This window comes from Bacteroides nordii (assembly GCF_019930665.1).
Taxonomy (GTDB): Bacteria; Bacteroidota; Bacteroidia; order Bacteroidales; family Bacteroidaceae; genus Bacteroides; species Bacteroides nordii.
In genome coordinates this window covers 480,378-498,165 of sequence record NZ_CP082886.1, presented here as the reverse complement: position 1 = coordinate 498,165, position 17,788 = coordinate 480,378, and the positions used below count along the sequence as shown (strand labels likewise).

The following is a 17,788-nucleotide window of genomic DNA, read 5'->3' as shown; positions in this document are numbered from 1 at the left end:
CAAACAACTAAAAAAATCAAATTGCATACCTAATTATAATCAGACTTCTTTTTCTTCTCAAATTTCCTTATACAAGGGGCTCTTTTCTCCACTCTTTTGGTACACAATCGGCGAAAAACATTATATTTGCAGCTATTATAAAATAGCAACAAGTTACAATTCGTAATAACTTGTAGCTTGTAACTCGTAACTAAATAAAAATAATATGAGTATCAAGTATCGACTAATTATTATGAACTTCCTACAGTTCTTCGTGTGGGGATCGTGGTTAATTTCATTGGGCGGCTACATGGGTGGTGTCTTACATTTTGAAGGAGGGCAAATAGGTGCAATCTTTGCCACAATGGGCATAGCCTCTCTCATCATGCCAGGACTGACAGGTATTATAGCCGACAAATGGGTAAATGCTGAACGATTATATGGGATACTACATATTCTGGGAGCTGCCAGCCTTTTCTATGCCTCCACAGCCACTGATTATAACCATATGTATTGGGCTATGTTGCTCAATCTGTTGGTATATATGCCTACGCTCTCATTAGCAAATACGGTATCTTACAACTCTCTCGAACAATATAAATGTGACATTGTCAAAGACTTTCCGCCTATCCGTGTATGGGGAACCATCGGTTTTATCTGTGCCATGTGGGCAGTAGATCTCACCGGATTCAAATCCTCTTGTGCACAACTCTATGTGGGTGGTGCAGCAGCACTTATTTTAGGTTTATATTCATTTACTCTACCCGCTTGTCCGCCTGCCAAAAGTGAAAACAAAAGCCTGCTTTCTGCTTTCGGACTCGATGCTCTGGTATTATTCAAACGCAAGAAGATGGTTATCTTTTTCCTCTTCTCTATGTTATTAGGAGCTGCATTACAAATTACCAACAGTTATGGAGACCTCTTCTTAGGTAGTTTTGCTTCGATACCGGAATTCGCTGATTCGTTCGGTGTAAAACACTCTGTCATCCTACTTTCTATCTCACAAATGAGTGAAACCCTGTTTATTCTTGCCATACCATTTTTCCTCAGACATTTCGGCATCAAGCGCGTAATGCTTATCAGTATGTTTGCCTGGGTATTCCGTTTCGGACTTTTCGGTCTGGGCGATCCGGGTTCAGGGCTATGGATGCTGATACTTTCGATGATTGTCTACGGAATGGCATTCGATTTCTTCAACATTTCGGGCTCTTTGTTTGTTGAATTAGAAGCTAAGCCTGCTATCAGAGCCAGCGCACAGGGATTATTCTTTATGATGACCAACGGATTGGGAGCAATCATCGGAGGATATGCCAGTGGTGCTGTGGTGGATGCCTTCTCGGTATATGCCGACGGTATGTTGGTAAGCCGTGAATGGCCCGACATCTGGTTCATCTTCGCAGGTTATGCATTAGTTATCGGAATATTGTTTGCTCTGGTATTCAAATACAAACACCAGCCAGAGGAATTAAGTAAAAAGTAACAATGGATAAAAAGATAGAATTACAAGTATTAAATATCTCCAATAGTCAGGCGCAGGTAGGTGCCTACGCTTTGGTATTGGGGGAAGTGGGAGGCGAACGGCAACTACCTATCATTATAGGTCCGGCCGAAGCGCAAGCCACTGCCATCTGCCTGAAAGGAGTAAAAGCGCCGCGTCCCCTGACGCACGATTTATTCTATACATGCCTGAACGTTTTGGGCACCAAAATGCTCAGGGTGCTTATCTATAAGGCAAAAGAAGGTGTTTTTTACTCATATATCTACCTGCAGAAAGATGAAGAAATTATTCGTATCGATTCACGAACTTCAGACGCTATCGCTCTAGCCGTACGTGCAGATTGCCCTATTTTTATTTATGAGTCTATTCTTGAAAGAGAATATATCCGCCTGGATGATTCTGATCAGCCGGATACAGAGCAACAGGAAGAGGAGACAAATGATTCCGACAATGTGAATTCACTTGAACAAGCATTGGAGCAAGCTATCAAAGAAGAGAACTATGAACTGGCAGCCCGGTTACGCGATGAAATAAACAGAAGAAAATAAATTTAAATATGCACGTATTCTATACTCCCGATATACAGAAGAACCTTGAACTTCCGGAAGAAGAAGCACAACATTGTGTCCGTGTTTTACGACTCAACATTGGAGATGAAATCACCCTGACGGATGGTAATGGAAATTTTTACCGTGCGGAAATAACTGCCGCAACCAACAAACGTTGTTTGGTAAAGATACTCGAAACAATTCCACAAGAACCTTTATGGTCAGGACATCTACACATAGCCATGGCTCCAACAAAAAATATGGATCGTAATGAATGGTTTGCCGAAAAAGCTACCGAAATAGGTTTTGATGAGTTGACCTTTCTTAATTGCCGTTTTTCGGAACGAAAAGTCATTAAGATGGAACGTATTGAAAAGATAGTAGTATCTGCCATCAAGCAATCACTCAAAGCACGTTTGCCGAGGCTCAATGAAATGACAGATTTTGATAAATTCATCACCCAGGAGTTTACCGGTCAAAAATTCATCGCACACTGTTATAAAGGTGAAAAACCACTGCTTAAAAATATTCTGAAACCAGGAGAAGATGCATTGGTGCTTATCGGACCGGAAGGAGATTTCAGTGAAGAGGAAGTAACCAAAGCAATAGAAAAAGGCTTTCAGCCCATAAGCTTAGGTAAATCCCGGCTGCGAACGGAAACGGCAGCACTGGTAGCAACAATGGTAGTGAATAGTGAGTAGTGAGCAGTGATTAGTGATTAGCGGGCTGCGCTATCATACCGAATGGTACTAATCACTTATCACTACTCACTTATCACTAAAAAATACATCAATTAAAAAACAAATAGTTATGGCAAAAAGAATGATTTCCCGACTTTCAGTGCTGGTAGTGCTGATGGTATTCATGGCAGCTTGTTCAAAGAAATCGGAATACACAAATGTTATACCTGCTGACGCTTCGGCCGTAGCATCTATCCATTTGAAATCACTGGCTGATAAATCCGGACTGAAAGACAAAGAGAATGAAGCAGCCAAACAAAAGATGATAGAGGCGCTGAAAAGTGGAACTACTGCGGCAACTTTCCAACAATTAGAAAAAGTCTTGAATAACCCTAAAGAATCAGGAATAGATGTGGATGCACCTGTATATGCATTCACTGCAACCAGTTTTCCATATACAGCTCTGGTAGCTAAAGTGTCGGACCAGGATAAACTGCATACTTCACTGGATATAATGGTGAAAGAACAAATCTGCCAACCCATAGAAGCAGCAGACGATTATAGTTATACACGAATGGGACAACGTGACATCTTTGCTTTTAACGAAACAACAGTTATGCTGGTACAGACGGGCAGTACATCACAAATGGAAAATGCTCAGAAGATGATCAGCGAGCTAATGAAACAAACCGCTGAAAAAAGTATCGCTAATAACGCTGGTTTCCAGAAGATGCAAAAACAGAAAGGTGATATTAATTTCTTTGCATCTTTAGCTGCACTTCCTAAAGAATACACACGCCAGCTGAATTTGGGTTTAACCGGCATAAAAATAGATCCCAAAGATATAATGGCTCTTGGTAGTCTTAGCTTTGAGAAAGGAAAGATTGCTCTACTTTTTGAATACTATACAGAGAACGAAGAAGCCAAAGCCATGTTGAAAAAACAGGAGAAGGCAACGATCAAACTGAATAATACTTTCCTTAAATATTTCCCTGCATCAACCATCGCATTTATGAGTGTAGGAGCCAATGGAGAAGAGTTGTACAACCTGTTACAGGAAAATGAAGAATTCCGTAACACAGTATCTATTTCCAAAGCAGAAGAAGTGAAAGCCCTGTTCGCTTCATTCAACGGTGATATATCTGCCGGACTGATCAATGTAACTATGGGTAAAGATCCTGCTTTCGTAGCTTATGCAGATGTAAAAAACGGAAATGCACTAAAAGCTCTTTATGACAATAAAAAAGCACTGAATCTGAAAAAAGGTGAAGATATCGTTCAATTGGGTGAAAATGAATATGTGTACAAGTCAAGAGCTATGAATATCTTCTTTGGGCTTAAAGACAAGCAAATGTATGCTACAAATGATGAATTACTTTATAAAAACATTGACAAAGCAGCTGATAAATCTATAAAAGACGTTGCCTATGCTTCGGATATGAAAGGAAAGAACTTCTTCTTTGTTGTTAACATGGATGCTATCCTCGAACTCCCGATTGTAAAAATGATGGTAGGCTTCGGAGGTGAAGAGTACCAAATGTACTATAACCTGGCATCACAAATTAGTTATCTGGAAATAAGCAACGTAAGCGACGGTGTTAGTGAAATAGACCTCGTTCTGAAAGACAAAGACACCAACTCGCTGAAACAAATTGTAAACTTCGCCAAGAAGTTTGCCGGCATGTAATTTTCTGAACATGGAAACAATTCATCTGCAGCAAACACTTCCCCAAGTGTTTGCTGACCGTAATTCTATCACATCGGATATCTGGCATAAGAACATTATATTCCGCAAAGGAGAAATGTATCTGATTGAAGCAGCCTCCGGTACCGGAAAATCATCATTATGTAGTTATATATATGGCTATCGAAGCGATTATCAAGGTATTATAAATTTCGATGAGACTAATATCAAGGCATACACAGTAGAGCAGTGGGTCAACCTACGCAAGCATTCACTGAGTATGCTTTTTCAAGATTTGCGCATCTTCTCCGAACTCACAGCACTCGAGAATATTCAATTAAAAAGTAATCTGACCGGATATAAAAAGAAAAAAGAGATTCTTGCTCTTTTTGATGCAATGGGCATTGCCGACAAAGCCAATATAAAGGCCGGAAAATTATCTTTTGGCCAACAGCAACGTGTTGCCTTTATCCGTGCACTATGTCAGCCTTTCGACTTTATCTTTCTGGACGAACCTATCAGCCATCTGGACGATTATAATGGACAAATTATGAGTAGTCTGCTAACGGAAGAAGCCGGAAAACAAGGTGCGGGAGTTATTGTTACTTCTATCGGAAAACAGATCGAATTGCCTTATAACCAAGTATTACGCCTGTAACAGATCATACAAATATGAAACTTATCTGGAAACTTCTTCGTCAACATATCAGTATCGGCCAGCTTGCCGGTTTCTTTCTTGCCAATCTGTTTGGTATGGTTATTGTATTGCTCAGCGTACAGTTTTATAAAGATATTATCCCTATGTTTACAGAGGGAGATAGTTTCATGAAGAAAGATTATATCATTACCACCAAAAAAATAAGTACCCTTGGGGCTTTTGCCGGAAAAAGCAATACTTTCTCTCCACAAGAGATAGAGAATCTCAAGAAACAACCTTTTACTAAAAGTGTAGGTGCATTTACTCCTTCACAATTTAAGGTGTCAGCTGGTTTGGGTATGCAAGAAGCCGGTATCCGTCTTTCTACAGACATGTTCTTTGAAGCGGTGCCCGATGAATACGTAGATGTAAAACTCGACAAATGGCATTTTGACGAAGAGACACATACTATCCCCATTATTATTCCACGCAATTACCTGAATCTGTACAACTTCGGATTTGCTCAAAGCCGCAGTCTGCCCAAGCTCTCCGAGGGCGTAATGAGCCTTGTACAAATGGACATCATGATGCGTGGAAACGGACGTGTAGAACAGTACAAAGGAAACATTGTCGGTTTCTCCAACCGACTGAATACGATATTGGTACCGGAATCTTTTATGGTATGGGCAAATAAAAATTTCGCTCCGGAAGCAGAAGCACAACCGTCACGCCTCATCATCGAAGTAGGAAACCCTGCAGATGCCTCCATTGCCAAATATTTCCAGCAAAAAGGATACGAAACCGAAGATGGTAAACTGGATGCAGGGAAAACAACCTATTTTCTCCGCCTCATTGTTGGCATTGTATTGGGGGTGGGGCTCTTTATCAGTGTACTTTCTTTCTATATATTGATGTTAAGCATCTTCCTTCTGTTGCAAAAAAACACTACCAAGCTCGAAAACCTATTGCTTATCGGTTACAGCCCGGCAAGAGTAGCGCGCCCTTATCAGACATTAACTTTAGGGCTAAATATAGTGGTTCTTATTGTATCGATCAGCCTTGTAGCCTGGTTACGTCATTCTTATACCGCTACACTTAGCTTACTCTTTCCACAACTGGAAATCGGTTCACTCTGGCCGGCTATTACCGTCGGGATACTTTTATTTGTTATCGTCTCTGCTTTCAATCTGTTTACTATCCGCAAAAAAGTATATTCCATCTGGCGAGGACACCATTAAAGATCACACAAAACAAAAAAACTACCATGAAAAACCTAACACTTCCTATAGTACACAAATATACTGTCGCAATCTTTTTATGGGAGGTATTGTTTACTCCTCTCCAGATGCTTTCAGCACAAAATAAGTTGGATAGTGTTGTTTCTTACTTTCATCAGTTACAAGGCACCCATCAGGAAAAACTATATCTACATTTAGATAAGCCATACTATGGAGCCGGAGATAACATTTGGTACAAAGGTTATTTAGTAAATGCAACCAGCCACCTGGAGAATCCTAAAAGTAACTTTATCATCACAGAATTAATTAATCGTACTGACTCCGTCATACTACGAAAGAAAATCAAACGGGATTCTTTGGGATTTCAAAATGCTTTCACCTTACCAAGTACGCTTCCTGCAGGAGATTACTACATCAGAGGATACACTAACTGGATGCAGAATGAAGATCCGGTATTTTTTTATTCCCGTAATCTCCAAATAGGTAACTCTATTGATGTCACTATCCTCTCTACAATTGAATATCAACCGGACACTAAAAACAATTATCTGGCCAAAATCCGATTTGCAGATATCATCCCACTTATGATACCCCACAGAAGAAAGAGAACACTACAACCGATCTACGTACCACAATCTACTGGAATCCGGAACTACAATGGAATGCTGATGGAACAGCGACCATTGAATATTATATGCCAGACAGTACAGCCCCTCAGGATATTGTTATCGAAGGAGTTAGTAAGAACGGCAAAATCTGTCGTTTTACGAAAACGATTAATCAGCCTTCCAATTGATTAGTTACTACTTTTTCTTATCTTTGTATGTCTATTTTATAAAAAATACAACTATGCCAGACTATGAATTAATTACCATTCTTGGTCCTACCGCTTCGGGAAAGACTCCATTTGCTACCGCACTGGCTGCAGAACTAAACACCGAAATCATTAGTGCAGACTCACGGCAAATATACCGGGGCATGGACCTGGGTACAGGTAAAGATCTTGCCGACTATACTATTAATGATAGAGAAATACCTTATCACTTGATTGATATAGTGGAGCCAGGTTATAAATACAATGTTTTTGAGTATCAGCGTGATTTTCTAAAAGCTTATGAGACTATTAAACAAAAAGGATGCCTGCCCGTTTTATGTGGAGGGACGGGCATGTACCTGGAGTCCGTATTGAAAGGATACCGGTTAATGCCGGTACCCGAGAACCCGGAATTGAGAACACGATTGGCAGATAAATCGTTGGAAACACTGACCGGGATTCTTCAACAATACAAGACATTGCACAATTCGACTGATGTAGATACAGTGAAACGTGCGATACGGGCCATAGAAATAGAAGAGTATTATGCCAAGCATCCAATAGCAGAACGAGAATTTCCACAACTCAATAGTCTGATCATCGGAGTAGATATTGACCGGGATTTACGTCGGGAAAAAATCAGCCGGCGATTGAGACAACGTTTGGACGAAGGTATGGTAGATGAAGTAAAACAGTTACTTGCACAAGGGATCAAAGCAGAAGATTTGATTTATTATGGACTGGAATACAAATTTCTGACACTATACGCCATTGGGAAACTTACTTACGAAGAAATGTTCGCCCAACTGGAAACCGCCATCCATCAATTTGCCAAACGGCAAATGACTTGGTTTAGGGGAATGGAAAGAAGAGGATTCACCATTCACTGGGTGGATGCAACGTTGCCTACAGAAGAAAAGATAGCTTTTGTAAAGCAAAAGCTCAAAGGTATTTAGTATCTTTGGCAACAGAAAAAAACAGATACTTTAACCACATACTATCTTTGCAAGAAAGTATATAAATCAAGTCAAAGAAAAGGATAAAGTACGAGAACTATTCCATTAAAAGACCTCTAAGCAGGAAGTTTTTTAATCAGAAGAGATGATTTTTAAATAATAGATCAGAGAGATGAGCGTAGAACCAGGAAAATGGGGCGTAATATACAATCCCAAAGCCGGAACACGGAAGGTGCAAAAACGATGGAAAGAAATCAAAGAGTACATGGACCAGAAAGGTGTGTCATACGACTATGTACAGTCCGAAGGTTTCGGTTCAGTAGAACGACTTGCCGGAATTCTGGCAAATAATGGCTATACTACCATTGTAGTAGTAGGCGGTGATGGTGCTCTGAACGACGCAATCAATGGTATAATGCTTTCCAACGCTACTCATAAAGAAAGTATCGCTATCGGCATCATACCCAATGGTATAGGAAATGACTTTGCCCGATACTGGGATATCGGCATGGACTACAAACAGGCAGTAGACTGGATTATCAATAACCGCCGGAGAAAAATTGATGTAGGATATTGTAATTTCTACGATGGCGAACAACACCAACGCCGTTACTTTCTCAATGCCATAAACATCGGCTTTGGTGCACGTATCGTGAAAGTGACCGACGGAACCAAACGTTTTTGGGGAGGAGTCAAATTTCTCTCATACCTGGCGGCCTTCTTCCTGTTATTTTTTGAACGAAACCTGTACAGAATGCATCTCCGCATCAATGACGAACACATCCGGGGGCGTATTATGACCGTATGTGTGGGTAGTGCCTATGGTTACGGGCAAACTCCAAGCGCTGTGCCTTACAATGGATGGCTGGATGTTTCGGTTATCTACCGTCCGGAGCTCTTGCAGACCATGTCCGGGCTATGGATGCTGATTCAGGGACGAATACTAAATCATAAAGTAGTAAAAAGTTACCGAACAAAGAAGGTAAAAGTACTCCGTGCAAAGAATGCCGCCGTTGATCTGGACGGACGAATCTTACCCAAGCACTTTCCACTGGAAATAGGTATCCTGCCGGAAAAGATAACTCTGATTATACCCAATTAGTAATGCTTCAATGTGCCGATATGCCAATGTGCCAATTGGCTGCGCTATCGGAGAAACAGGACGCATAACAATTGGCATATGACCGTATTGGTAAATTAACTAATTATTTATTATGATAGAACAATTAAAGAACAATCCCTCCGGCAACTTTTTCCTGCTTGCCGGTCCTTGTGTAATAGAGGGTGAAGATATGGCAATGCGTATTGCAGAAAAAGTAGTCAATATCACTGAAACTCTAAAAATCCCATATGTATTTAAAGGCTCGTATCGTAAAGCCAACCGTTCACGTCTGGATTCATTTATGGGAATAGGCGACGAAAAAGCATTGAAGATATTAAAGAAAGTACATGATACATTCGGAGTACCCACCGTTACAGATATTCACTCGGCTGAGGAAGCAGCAATGGCTGCTGAATATGCGGATGTACTCCAAATCCCTGCATTTCTTTGTAGACAAACAGATATTCTGGTTGCGGCTGCTAAAACAGGAAAAGTGGTAAACATAAAGAAAGGGCAGTTTCTTTCTCCGATGGCAATGCAATTTGCAGCAGCTAAAGTTATAGAAGCCGGTAACAAAGAGGTAATGCTGACTGAACGTGGAACAACTTTCGGTTATCAGGATCTCGTAGTTGACTATCGTGGCATTCCGGAAATGCAAACGTTCGGTTTCCCCGTAATCCTGGATGTGACCCATTCTTTACAACAACCCAACCAAACCAGTGGAGTCACAGGTGGAATGCCCCAATTGATAGAAACCGTCGCTAAAGCCGGAATTGCAGTTGGTGCAGATGGACTCTTCATAGAAACCCATGAGAATCCGGCAATAGCCAAAAGTGACGGTGCCAATATGCTGAAACTGGACTTACTTGAAGGTTTACTAACGAAACTGGTAAGAATCAGAGAAGCGATAAAATAGTGATAAGTGGATTAGTGATAAGTGATAAGTGACAAGTAAGTTAGTGAATTAGTGATTAATGATTAGTGATAAGTACTTTGCAGAGTGATAGCGCAAGCCAGCTAATCACTTATCACTTATCATTAATCACTAATTCACTACTTTTTGTGATTTATCTTTCCCTCCTCCGACAGATAGTACAAAACATTTATTAAAACTCATTAGATATGAAACATTTATTTCGTGGTTTATTTGTTGCAGCAGTAATTATATGCTGCAGCTTTCAGCAGGCATTTGCTCAATTGCCTCCTATCCCTGTCGACCCGAACGTACGCATCGGCCAACTCGATAACGGACTTACGTATTACATCCGTAAAAATGTACTTCCGGAAAATCGTGCCGATTTCTATATCGCTCAGAAAGTCGGTTCTATCCAGGAAGAAGAAAATCAACGCGGTTTGGCGCACTTCCTTGAACACATGTGCTTCAATGGAACCACTCACTTTCCCGGTGATGCATTGAAACAATATCTGGAACGTATCGGTGTGAAGTTTGGTGAAAATCTAAATGCTTACACTTCTGTAGACGAAACGGTTTATAATATTTCAAATGTCCCGGTTACTGTTCCGGGCGCCATTGATTCCTGTCTATTGATTCTACATGACTGGTCTAATGATTTAACCCTGGATCCAAAAGAAATTGACAAGGAACGTGGCGTAATCAATGAAGAGTGGCGTACGCGTATGAGTGCCATGCAGCGTATGCAGGAAAAAATGCTTCCACAAATGTTTGCCGGAACTAAATATGCAACTTGTTTCCCAATTGGTACAATGGACGTAGTTATGAACTTCAAGTATCAGACTTTAAGAGATTACTACGAAAAATGGTATCGCCCCGACTTGCAAGGTATCGTTGTAGTTGGTGATATCGATGTAGATGCAATTGAAGCTAAAATCAAAACAATGTTTGCCGATGTTCCTGCACAACCTGAAGCAGCCGAACGTGTTTACTATCCGGTAAATGATAACAAAGAACCTATTATAATCATCGAGCAGGATAAAGAACAGCCCCATATCCAGGCACTTATCTTCAACAAACACGATGCAACCCCGGATGATCAGAAGAACAACATGGGATACATGGTACAAAACTATGCCACCAATCTCATCAGCAGCATGTTGAACGCCCGTTTGAACGAACTTACGCAAACTGCTAACCCTCCTTTTATTTATGCCGGAACTTTTGAAGGTGAATTCTTTGTTGCCAAAACCAAAAGCGCTTTCACTGGTGTAGTTGTCTGTAAAGAAGGATCGGTAGAAGACGGAATTGCTAATTTGTTACGCGAAATGGAACGTGCACGCCAATTTGGTTTCACAGAGACAGAGTATGGCCGTGCCCGCGCAGAATACCTGCGCCAATTGGAATCTGCATACAACGAACGTGATAAACGTAAAAACGAAACATATGTGAACGAATATGTTCGTAACTTCCTCGACAAAGAACCGATTCCAGGTATTGAAAATGAATATGCTATCATCAACCAGATAGCTCCGAACATTCCTGTAGCAGCATTGAACCAAATGATGCAAGCTTTGGTTACAGACAGTAACCAGGTAGTAGCTATTTTCGGTCCCGAAAAAGAAGGACTCAAATTACCGACAAAAGATGCCGTTCTCAAAATGCTTAACGACGCTAAAACAGAGAAATTAACGGCTTATGTTGACAAAGTATCCGATGAACCATTAATGGCTGAAAAACCTCAGGGTGGTAAGATTGTTTCTGAAAAGGAAAATCCTCTTTTCGGTACTACTGAACTTACTTTATCCAATGGTGTAAAAGTTATCTTAAAAAAGACAGACTTTAAAGCTGACGAAATACGTATGAAAGGTGTCAGTCTGGGTGGTAGTTCATTATTCCCCGACTCTGAGATTATTAATATCAAATCATTGGACGCTATCAGTGCCGGTGGTTTAGGTAATTTCAGTGCTGTAGACCTTGAAAAAGTATTGGCAGGTAAGAAGGCATCGGTAAGTTACAGCATTGGTGACAAAACAGAAGGTGTAAATGGTAGCTGTTCTCCGAAAGACCTTGAAACGATGTTGCAGCTTACTTATCTGACATTCACTGCTCCACGCAGAGACGACGATGCATTTGCGTCTTACAAGAATCGCAGCAAAGCGTCCTTGCAGAACCAGGAATTAAATCCGTCTGTTGCATTCGGTGATTCTATCCAGGCTACTGTATATAACCACCATCCGAGAGCTATCCGTATGAAAGCTGACATGATAGATCAAATTGATTACGACAAACTCATGGAGATGTACAAAGACCGCTATAAAGATGCAAGTGATTTCACTTTTATCCTTGTTGGTAATATAGACATCGAAAAAGATAAAGAACTGATCGCCGAGTATTTAGGAGCTCTTCCTGCTATTAACCGCAAAGAGACGTTCAAAGATACCAAAATGGAAATGCGTAAGGGAACTTACAAAAATGAATTCATCAGACAACAGGAAACTCCCAAAGCTTCTGTCCTTGTACTGTATAATGGCAAATGTAAATATGATCAGAAGAATAACCTGCTTATGAGTATGACCAGTCAGATTCTTGATCTGATATATACAGAGAAAGTTCGTGAAGACGAAGGTGGTACTTACGGTGTATATGTAGGTGGTAACCTTGCCAAATATCCCAAAGAAAATGCTTTCTTGCAAATTATTTTCGAGACAGCGCCCGAAAAGAAAGACAAATTGATGGAGATCATTTTCGCCGAAGCTGCAAATCTAGCTAAAAACGGACCGTCGGAAGCTAACCTCAATAAAGTAAAAGAGTATATGCTGAAAAAGCATAAAGAAGATTTGAAAGAGAACAGCTATTGGTTGGGAAATATCGACGAATATCTCTTCACTGGAGTAGATATGATGAAAGACTATGAGAACATGGTTAACAGTATCACAACAAAAGATATTCAGAAGTTTGCCGACGAACTGTTGAAGCAGAAAAATGAAGTAGAAGTCACCATGGTTAGCCCAGAGAAGAAATGATGCTTTTTAACGAATTGCGCAAACACGGTAAGCTGGCTGCCAAACGCCATCCGATGTATGATAAAAACCGGTTTGGGAAATACGCCATGTATGCCATGGCGGTTTTCTGGGCAGGATATCTTATGTTTTTCGGAACAACGTTTGCTTTCGCTTTCGACACGAATAGCATGGAACCTTACCATATACTAAACAGTGGTCTGGTATTTATCCTTGCACTTGACTTCATATTGCGCTTTCCGCTGCAAAAAACACCGACACAGGAGGTAAAACCTTACCTCCTGATGCCGGTACAGCGAAATAGAGTAATAGACTTCCTGCTCATCCGTTCAGGGCTGAGCAGTTATAACCTCATCTGGCTCTTTATGTTTGTGCCGTTTGCCATCATTACAATTCCGAAATTCTTCGGAATTTGGGGAGTCTTTACTTATTGCACAGGTATTTGGTTACTAATGATTTTCAACAATTATTGGTTTCTGCTATGTCGTACACTAATTAGTGAACGTATCTGGTGGATTATGCTTCCCCTGTTAGTATATGGTGGTATTGCGGCTGCAATCCTTATTCCTGAAGACAAAAGTATAGTTGCCAAATTCTTTATCAATTGGGGTGAAGGCTATATTGAGGGTAACTGGTTAGTTTTCATCGCCACTCTGGCAGCCATTGCCGCGATGTGGTTTATCAACCGAAAACTAATGGCAGGATTGATATACGCTGAACTCAATAAAGTGGAAGACACAAAAATAAATGCTTCGGAATATAAGTTTTTCGAAAAATACGGAGAGGTAGGTGAATATATGCGCTTAGAATTGAAAATGTTATTACGCAATAAGGCTTGTAAAAACTCACTCCGCATGGTAATTCTGGTCGTAATTGCTTTCAGTTTATTACTCAGCTTTACGGAGGTATATGACGGAACTGGTATGAAGAACTTCATTACCGTTTACAACTTTGCAATCTTCGGTATCCTCTTTCTTCTGCAAATAATGAGTTATGAAGGCAATTATATTGACGGACTTATGAGTCGCAAAGAGTCTATCTATACCCTGCTTCGTGCAAAATATATGTTGTATAGTATCGGAATCCTTATCCCACTTATTCTGACTATACCAGCAATGGTAATGGGTAAAATCAGTGTACTGACTTCTATCTCATGGGCAGTATTCACAATAGGTTTCATCTATTTCTGCCTGTTCCAGATGGCTGTTTACAATGTCAAAACAATGCCATTGAATGCCAAAATCACCGGCCGCCAGAATGCGGGTACAGGACTGCAAAGTTTAATTAGCGCTGCCACTTTCGGTATACCCCTGTTACTCTATGCATTGTTGAAAATAGGTCTGGGAGAAACAGCTACTTCATGGGTATTGCTTGTCATCGGATTAGGATTTGTACTCACTTCACGCATTTGGCTAAAAAATGTGTACAACCGATTCATGAAACGCCGCTACAAAAACATGGAAGGATTCAGAGACAGTAGAGAATAAAAATAGTGATTAGCGTTTTAGCGATAAATGATTAGCAGACTGCACTATCATACCGCATGGTACTAATCACTTATCACTAATCACTAAACACCAGAAACTTATTACTTATCACTAAAAACTAATCACTAAAAGGCATGATTACCATAAATAAACTGCAAAAGAATTTCGGTGAAAAGAAAGCCGTAGATATTGAGAATTATATCATCAACCAAGGTGAAATGCTTGGTCTGGTGGGAAATAACGGAGCTGGAAAAACAACTCTATTCCGGTTAATACTGGATTTGCTCAAAACAGATGCAGGTAATGTTACTATTAACGATATAGACGTAAGTAAAAGTGAAGAATGGAAAAAATTCACGGGGGCTTTTATTGATGATGGCTTTTTGATAGATTATCTTACCCCAGAAGAGTATTTCTACTTCATTGGTAAAATGTACGGTCTAAAGAAAGAAGAAGTAGACGAACGCCTGACACAGTTTGAACGTTTTATGAACGGCGAAGTAGTAGGACAAAAGAAGTTTATTCGTAACTTCTCTGCCGGAAATAAACAAAAGATCGGTATTATTTCAGCAATGTTACACTACCCGCAGCTGCTGATACTGGACGAACCATTCAACTTCCTTGATCCGAGTTCACAATCTGTTATTAAACATTTGCTGAAGAAATACAACGAAGAGCATAATGCCACAGTCATCATTTCCAGTCACAATCTGAATCATACGGTGGATGTGTGTCCACGTATTGCACTACTTGAGCATGGAGTTATCATTCGTGATATTCAAAACGAAAACAATTCAGCAGAAAAAGAACTGGAAGATTACTTCAATGTTAATGTAGACGATTTTATTCAAGAGAAAGAAGTAGCCAATCCTGAAACGGAAGAAACAACTACCCGAACAGAAGAATAAAAGCAGATGAAGAAACACTTTATATATACATGTGCAGTGTTAGGATTGATATTAAGTCTTAGTTCCTGCCGTTCGGTTGCTCCACGACTGGACTATAAGGCACTCGCCAGAGCTTCCGTTCGTCTGGGAATGGACATCAATCTGGAAGATAATCACAAACTTTACCTTGAAGCCTCCGAATGGATAGGTACTCCCTATCGTGCCGGTGGAGACAATAAACGAGGAACTGATTGCTCCGGATTGACATGCCAGCTATATAAAAAAGTGTATCACACAAAATTACCTCGTAGTACAGATACTCAAAAGAAAGAAAGTAACAAGATAACCAAACGTAATCTACGTGAAGGTGATTTAGTATTCTTCACCAGTAGCCGTTCTGGAAAACGGGTAGCGCACGTAGGTATTTATCTAAAGAATGGCAAGTTCATTCATGCCAGTACCAGCCAAGGGGTTATCATCAGTCATCTGAATGAACCGTATTATACAAAACACTGGATATCCGGTGGCAGAGTTCGCTAATCAAAAATAATAAATATGAAGAAGATTTTAGGAAGCCTTTTCATTTTATGTTTCGCATTCAGTGCGAACGCACAATTATTGTGGAAAATATCTGGTAACGGACTAACGCAACCCTCCTATGTTATGGGAACACATCACCTTGCTGCACTCAGCATAAAAGATAGTATCCAGGGATTGCAGGCAGCACTTGATAATACAAAACAAGTATATGGTGAATTGAAAATGAGTGAAATGCAAAGTCCCACCAAGGTAGCCGAAATGATGAAGAAGTATATGACCACCGAAACAGATACTACTTTCAAATCACTATTTACAGAGGAAGAATACGAACAAATCAATAAATTTGCAAAAGAGAATCTGATGTTTGACATAGCCATGATGCCTAAAGTTAAACCAGCCTTTCTCAGTAATAATCTGGTAGTGATTCTCTATATGAAGCACGTAGGTGGCTATAATCCACAGGAACAACTGGACACTTACTTTCAGACACAAGCCACCGAAAAAGGGAAAAAAACAAACGGACTTGAAACTATTGAATTCCAAATGAATTTGCTATATAACCAAACATCCCTGAAACGTCAAACCGAACAATTACTCTGCATGTTGAATAATGTGGAACCAACCATTGATCAAACCCAAAGACTAACTGCCACCTATATGACACAGGATTTAGACGCAATGAGTAAAATTGCAGATGAATCGTTAGGAGGTCCACAATGTGAAATGACTCCACAAGAAAAAGCAACGCTGATTGATGACCGTAATAAAAAATGGGCGAAACAATTACCTGCCATTATGAAAGAAGCTCCGACATTTATTGCCGTCGGTGCTTTACACTTACCGGGAGAAAATGGAATATTGAACCTGTTAAAGCAACAGGGATATACTGTAGATCCAGTTAAATAGAAACCTGATAATCAATAGAAAGTGTACACTTTCACCTTACCGAGTGTACACTTTTAAACTAATCTTTCTACCTTTACCCCAAAATGGGACAAATGAGCTACACTACCTACTTATTCGACTTTGATTATACATTGGCAGATTCATCCTGCGGCATTATTCTTTGCTTCAGAAATGTACTTCAGCGACATAACTATACAAACGTTACGGATGATGCTATCAAACGTACGATTGGTAAAACTCTTGAAGAGTCATTTAGCATACTCACCGGAATTATGGATACCGAACAATTGGCTGCGCTTAGAAAAGAGTATTCCAAAGAGTCAGACCAATATATGAATATCAATACTCATCTCTTTGACGACACCCTTCCTACCCTACTCAAACTAAAAGAAGAAGGGAATCGCCTCGGAATTATTTCCACCAAATATCGTTTCCGCATTCAAGACTTTATGAGAAAGCAGCTCCCTGAAGAATGGTTCAATATCATTGTCGGAGGCGAAGACGTAAGTCATCCCAAACCTAACCCCGAAGGATTATTGTTTGCCATGAAAAAGCTGAATGTCACACCGGAAAAAACAATGTACATAGGAGACAGTACCGTTGACGCTGAAACAGCCCAGGCAGCAGGCGTCAGTTTCACAGGGATAACAAGTGGAGTAACCCGGTCTGAAGAGCTGGCTCAATATCCACATGTGAAAATAATCAGTAATCTCCGTGAACTAACAGATTTGCCGAAAACACTTTTTCTCCTCCGGAATACATGACAGATAGCTTCATGACCTGAAACATGCGTTGTGTGTTTACCATCATCTTATTAGCTATACTTGTACTGTAATTAACATAAAGTTTTCTCATTGACAGTAATAGACGGTGAGCTAATAGAGATTGCATAGAAA

The 17,788-nt window shown here is 40.2% G+C and carries 15 protein-coding genes and 1 pseudogene; all 16 read left to right on the top strand.

Annotated features, from left to right (window positions below; all coding sequences use genetic code 11):
- Nucleotides 1–205 precede the first annotated feature (205 nt).
- Nucleotides 206–1,459 (top strand): nucleoside permease, encoded by a 1,254-nt coding sequence (locus K8P02_RS01825; protein WP_002559541.1) that lies wholly within the window; start codon nucleotides 206–208, stop codon nucleotides 1,457–1,459.
- Between the two features lie 2 nt (nucleotides 1,460–1,461).
- Complete coding sequence (locus K8P02_RS01820) at nucleotides 1,462–2,025, top strand: bifunctional nuclease family protein (RefSeq protein ID WP_002559540.1); 564 nt, start codon at nucleotides 1,462–1,464, stop codon at nucleotides 2,023–2,025.
- A gap of 8 nt (nucleotides 2,026–2,033) precedes the next feature.
- Nucleotides 2,034–2,726 (top strand): 16S rRNA (uracil(1498)-N(3))-methyltransferase, encoded by a 693-nt coding sequence (locus K8P02_RS01815; protein ID WP_025866478.1) that lies wholly within the window; start codon nucleotides 2,034–2,036, stop codon nucleotides 2,724–2,726.
- Nucleotides 2,727–2,835: 109 nt separating this feature from the next.
- Nucleotides 2,836–4,392, top strand: coding sequence for a DUF4836 family protein (locus K8P02_RS01810; protein ID WP_002559538.1), 1,557 nt, complete (start codon nucleotides 2,836–2,838; stop codon nucleotides 4,390–4,392).
- Between the two features lie 10 nt (nucleotides 4,393–4,402).
- On the top strand, nucleotides 4,403–5,047 hold the full coding sequence (locus tag K8P02_RS01805; RefSeq protein WP_025866479.1) for an ATP-binding cassette domain-containing protein: 645 nt from the start codon (nucleotides 4,403–4,405) through the stop codon (nucleotides 5,045–5,047).
- A 14-nt stretch (nucleotides 5,048–5,061) separates the two neighbouring features.
- Complete coding sequence (locus K8P02_RS01800; protein ID WP_002559536.1) at nucleotides 5,062–6,264, top strand: hypothetical protein; 1,203 nt, start codon at nucleotides 5,062–5,064, stop codon at nucleotides 6,262–6,264.
- Between the two features lie 26 nt (nucleotides 6,265–6,290).
- A pseudogene (locus K8P02_RS01795) lies at nucleotides 6,291–6,830 on the top strand (TonB-dependent receptor plug domain-containing protein); the annotation flags it as partial.
- 283 nt (nucleotides 6,831–7,113) lie between these two features.
- Nucleotides 7,114–8,034, top strand: coding sequence for a tRNA (adenosine(37)-N6)-dimethylallyltransferase MiaA (gene miaA / locus K8P02_RS01790; protein WP_002559534.1), 921 nt, complete (start codon nucleotides 7,114–7,116; stop codon nucleotides 8,032–8,034).
- Nucleotides 8,035–8,206: 172 nt separating this feature from the next.
- Entirely contained in the window at nucleotides 8,207–9,136 is a 930-nt protein-coding gene (locus K8P02_RS01785) for a diacylglycerol/lipid kinase family protein (protein WP_007484323.1), read from the top strand.
- A 112-nt stretch (nucleotides 9,137–9,248) separates the two neighbouring features.
- A complete protein-coding gene (gene kdsA, locus K8P02_RS01780) occupies nucleotides 9,249–10,052 on the top strand; it encodes a 3-deoxy-8-phosphooctulonate synthase (protein ID WP_002559532.1) in 804 nt (267 codons plus the stop codon).
- A gap of 206 nt (nucleotides 10,053–10,258) precedes the next feature.
- Nucleotides 10,259–13,075: a M16 family metallopeptidase gene (locus K8P02_RS01775; RefSeq protein WP_002559531.1), complete on the top strand. Its 2,817-nt coding sequence runs from the start codon at nucleotides 10,259–10,261 to the stop codon at nucleotides 13,073–13,075.
- Nucleotides 13,072–14,559 (top strand): DUF5687 family protein, encoded by a 1,488-nt coding sequence (locus K8P02_RS01770; RefSeq protein ID WP_002559530.1) that lies wholly within the window; start codon nucleotides 13,072–13,074, stop codon nucleotides 14,557–14,559. Before K8P02_RS01775 ends, K8P02_RS01770 begins: the two co-directional genes overlap by 4 nt.
- 134 nt (nucleotides 14,560–14,693) lie before the next feature.
- Nucleotides 14,694–15,467 carry an ABC transporter ATP-binding protein gene (locus K8P02_RS01765; RefSeq protein WP_002559529.1) on the top strand — a complete coding sequence of 258 codons (774 nt, stop codon included), beginning with the start codon at nucleotides 14,694–14,696 and terminating at the stop codon, nucleotides 15,465–15,467.
- Nucleotides 15,468–15,473: 6 nt separating this feature from the next.
- Nucleotides 15,474–15,986, top strand: coding sequence for a C40 family peptidase (locus K8P02_RS01760; protein WP_007484321.1), 513 nt, complete (start codon nucleotides 15,474–15,476; stop codon nucleotides 15,984–15,986).
- Nucleotides 15,987–16,001: 15 nt separating this feature from the next.
- Complete coding sequence (locus K8P02_RS01755; RefSeq protein WP_025866481.1) at nucleotides 16,002–16,892, top strand: TraB/GumN family protein; 891 nt, start codon at nucleotides 16,002–16,004, stop codon at nucleotides 16,890–16,892.
- A 92-nt stretch (nucleotides 16,893–16,984) separates the two neighbouring features.
- Nucleotides 16,985–17,656, top strand: coding sequence for an HAD-IA family hydrolase (locus K8P02_RS01750; RefSeq protein ID WP_025866482.1), 672 nt, complete (start codon nucleotides 16,985–16,987; stop codon nucleotides 17,654–17,656).
- Nucleotides 17,657–17,788: the final 132 nt, after the last annotated feature.

Coding starts and splice junctions, on each gene's coding strand:
- K8P02_RS01825 (WP_002559541.1), top strand. CDS start 206: ATGAGTATCAAGTATCGACTAATTATTATGAACTTCCTACAGTTCTTC.
- K8P02_RS01820 (WP_002559540.1), top strand. CDS start 1,462: ATGGATAAAAAGATAGAATTACAAGTATTAAATATCTCCAATAGTCAG.
- K8P02_RS01815 (WP_025866478.1), top strand. CDS start 2,034: ATGCACGTATTCTATACTCCCGATATACAGAAGAACCTTGAACTTCCG.
- K8P02_RS01810 (WP_002559538.1), top strand. CDS start 2,836: ATGGCAAAAAGAATGATTTCCCGACTTTCAGTGCTGGTAGTGCTGATG.
- K8P02_RS01805 (WP_025866479.1), top strand. CDS start 4,403: ATGGAAACAATTCATCTGCAGCAAACACTTCCCCAAGTGTTTGCTGAC.
- K8P02_RS01800 (WP_002559536.1), top strand. CDS start 5,062: ATGAAACTTATCTGGAAACTTCTTCGTCAACATATCAGTATCGGCCAG.
- miaA (WP_002559534.1), top strand. CDS start 7,114: ATGCCAGACTATGAATTAATTACCATTCTTGGTCCTACCGCTTCGGGA.
- K8P02_RS01785 (WP_007484323.1), top strand. CDS start 8,207: ATGAGCGTAGAACCAGGAAAATGGGGCGTAATATACAATCCCAAAGCC.
- kdsA (WP_002559532.1), top strand. CDS start 9,249: ATGATAGAACAATTAAAGAACAATCCCTCCGGCAACTTTTTCCTGCTT.
- K8P02_RS01775 (WP_002559531.1), top strand. CDS start 10,259: ATGAAACATTTATTTCGTGGTTTATTTGTTGCAGCAGTAATTATATGC.
- K8P02_RS01770 (WP_002559530.1), top strand. CDS start 13,072: ATGATGCTTTTTAACGAATTGCGCAAACACGGTAAGCTGGCTGCCAAA.
- K8P02_RS01765 (WP_002559529.1), top strand. CDS start 14,694: ATGATTACCATAAATAAACTGCAAAAGAATTTCGGTGAAAAGAAAGCC.
- K8P02_RS01760 (WP_007484321.1), top strand. CDS start 15,474: ATGAAGAAACACTTTATATATACATGTGCAGTGTTAGGATTGATATTA.
- K8P02_RS01755 (WP_025866481.1), top strand. CDS start 16,002: ATGAAGAAGATTTTAGGAAGCCTTTTCATTTTATGTTTCGCATTCAGT.
- K8P02_RS01750 (WP_025866482.1), top strand. CDS start 16,985: ATGAGCTACACTACCTACTTATTCGACTTTGATTATACATTGGCAGAT.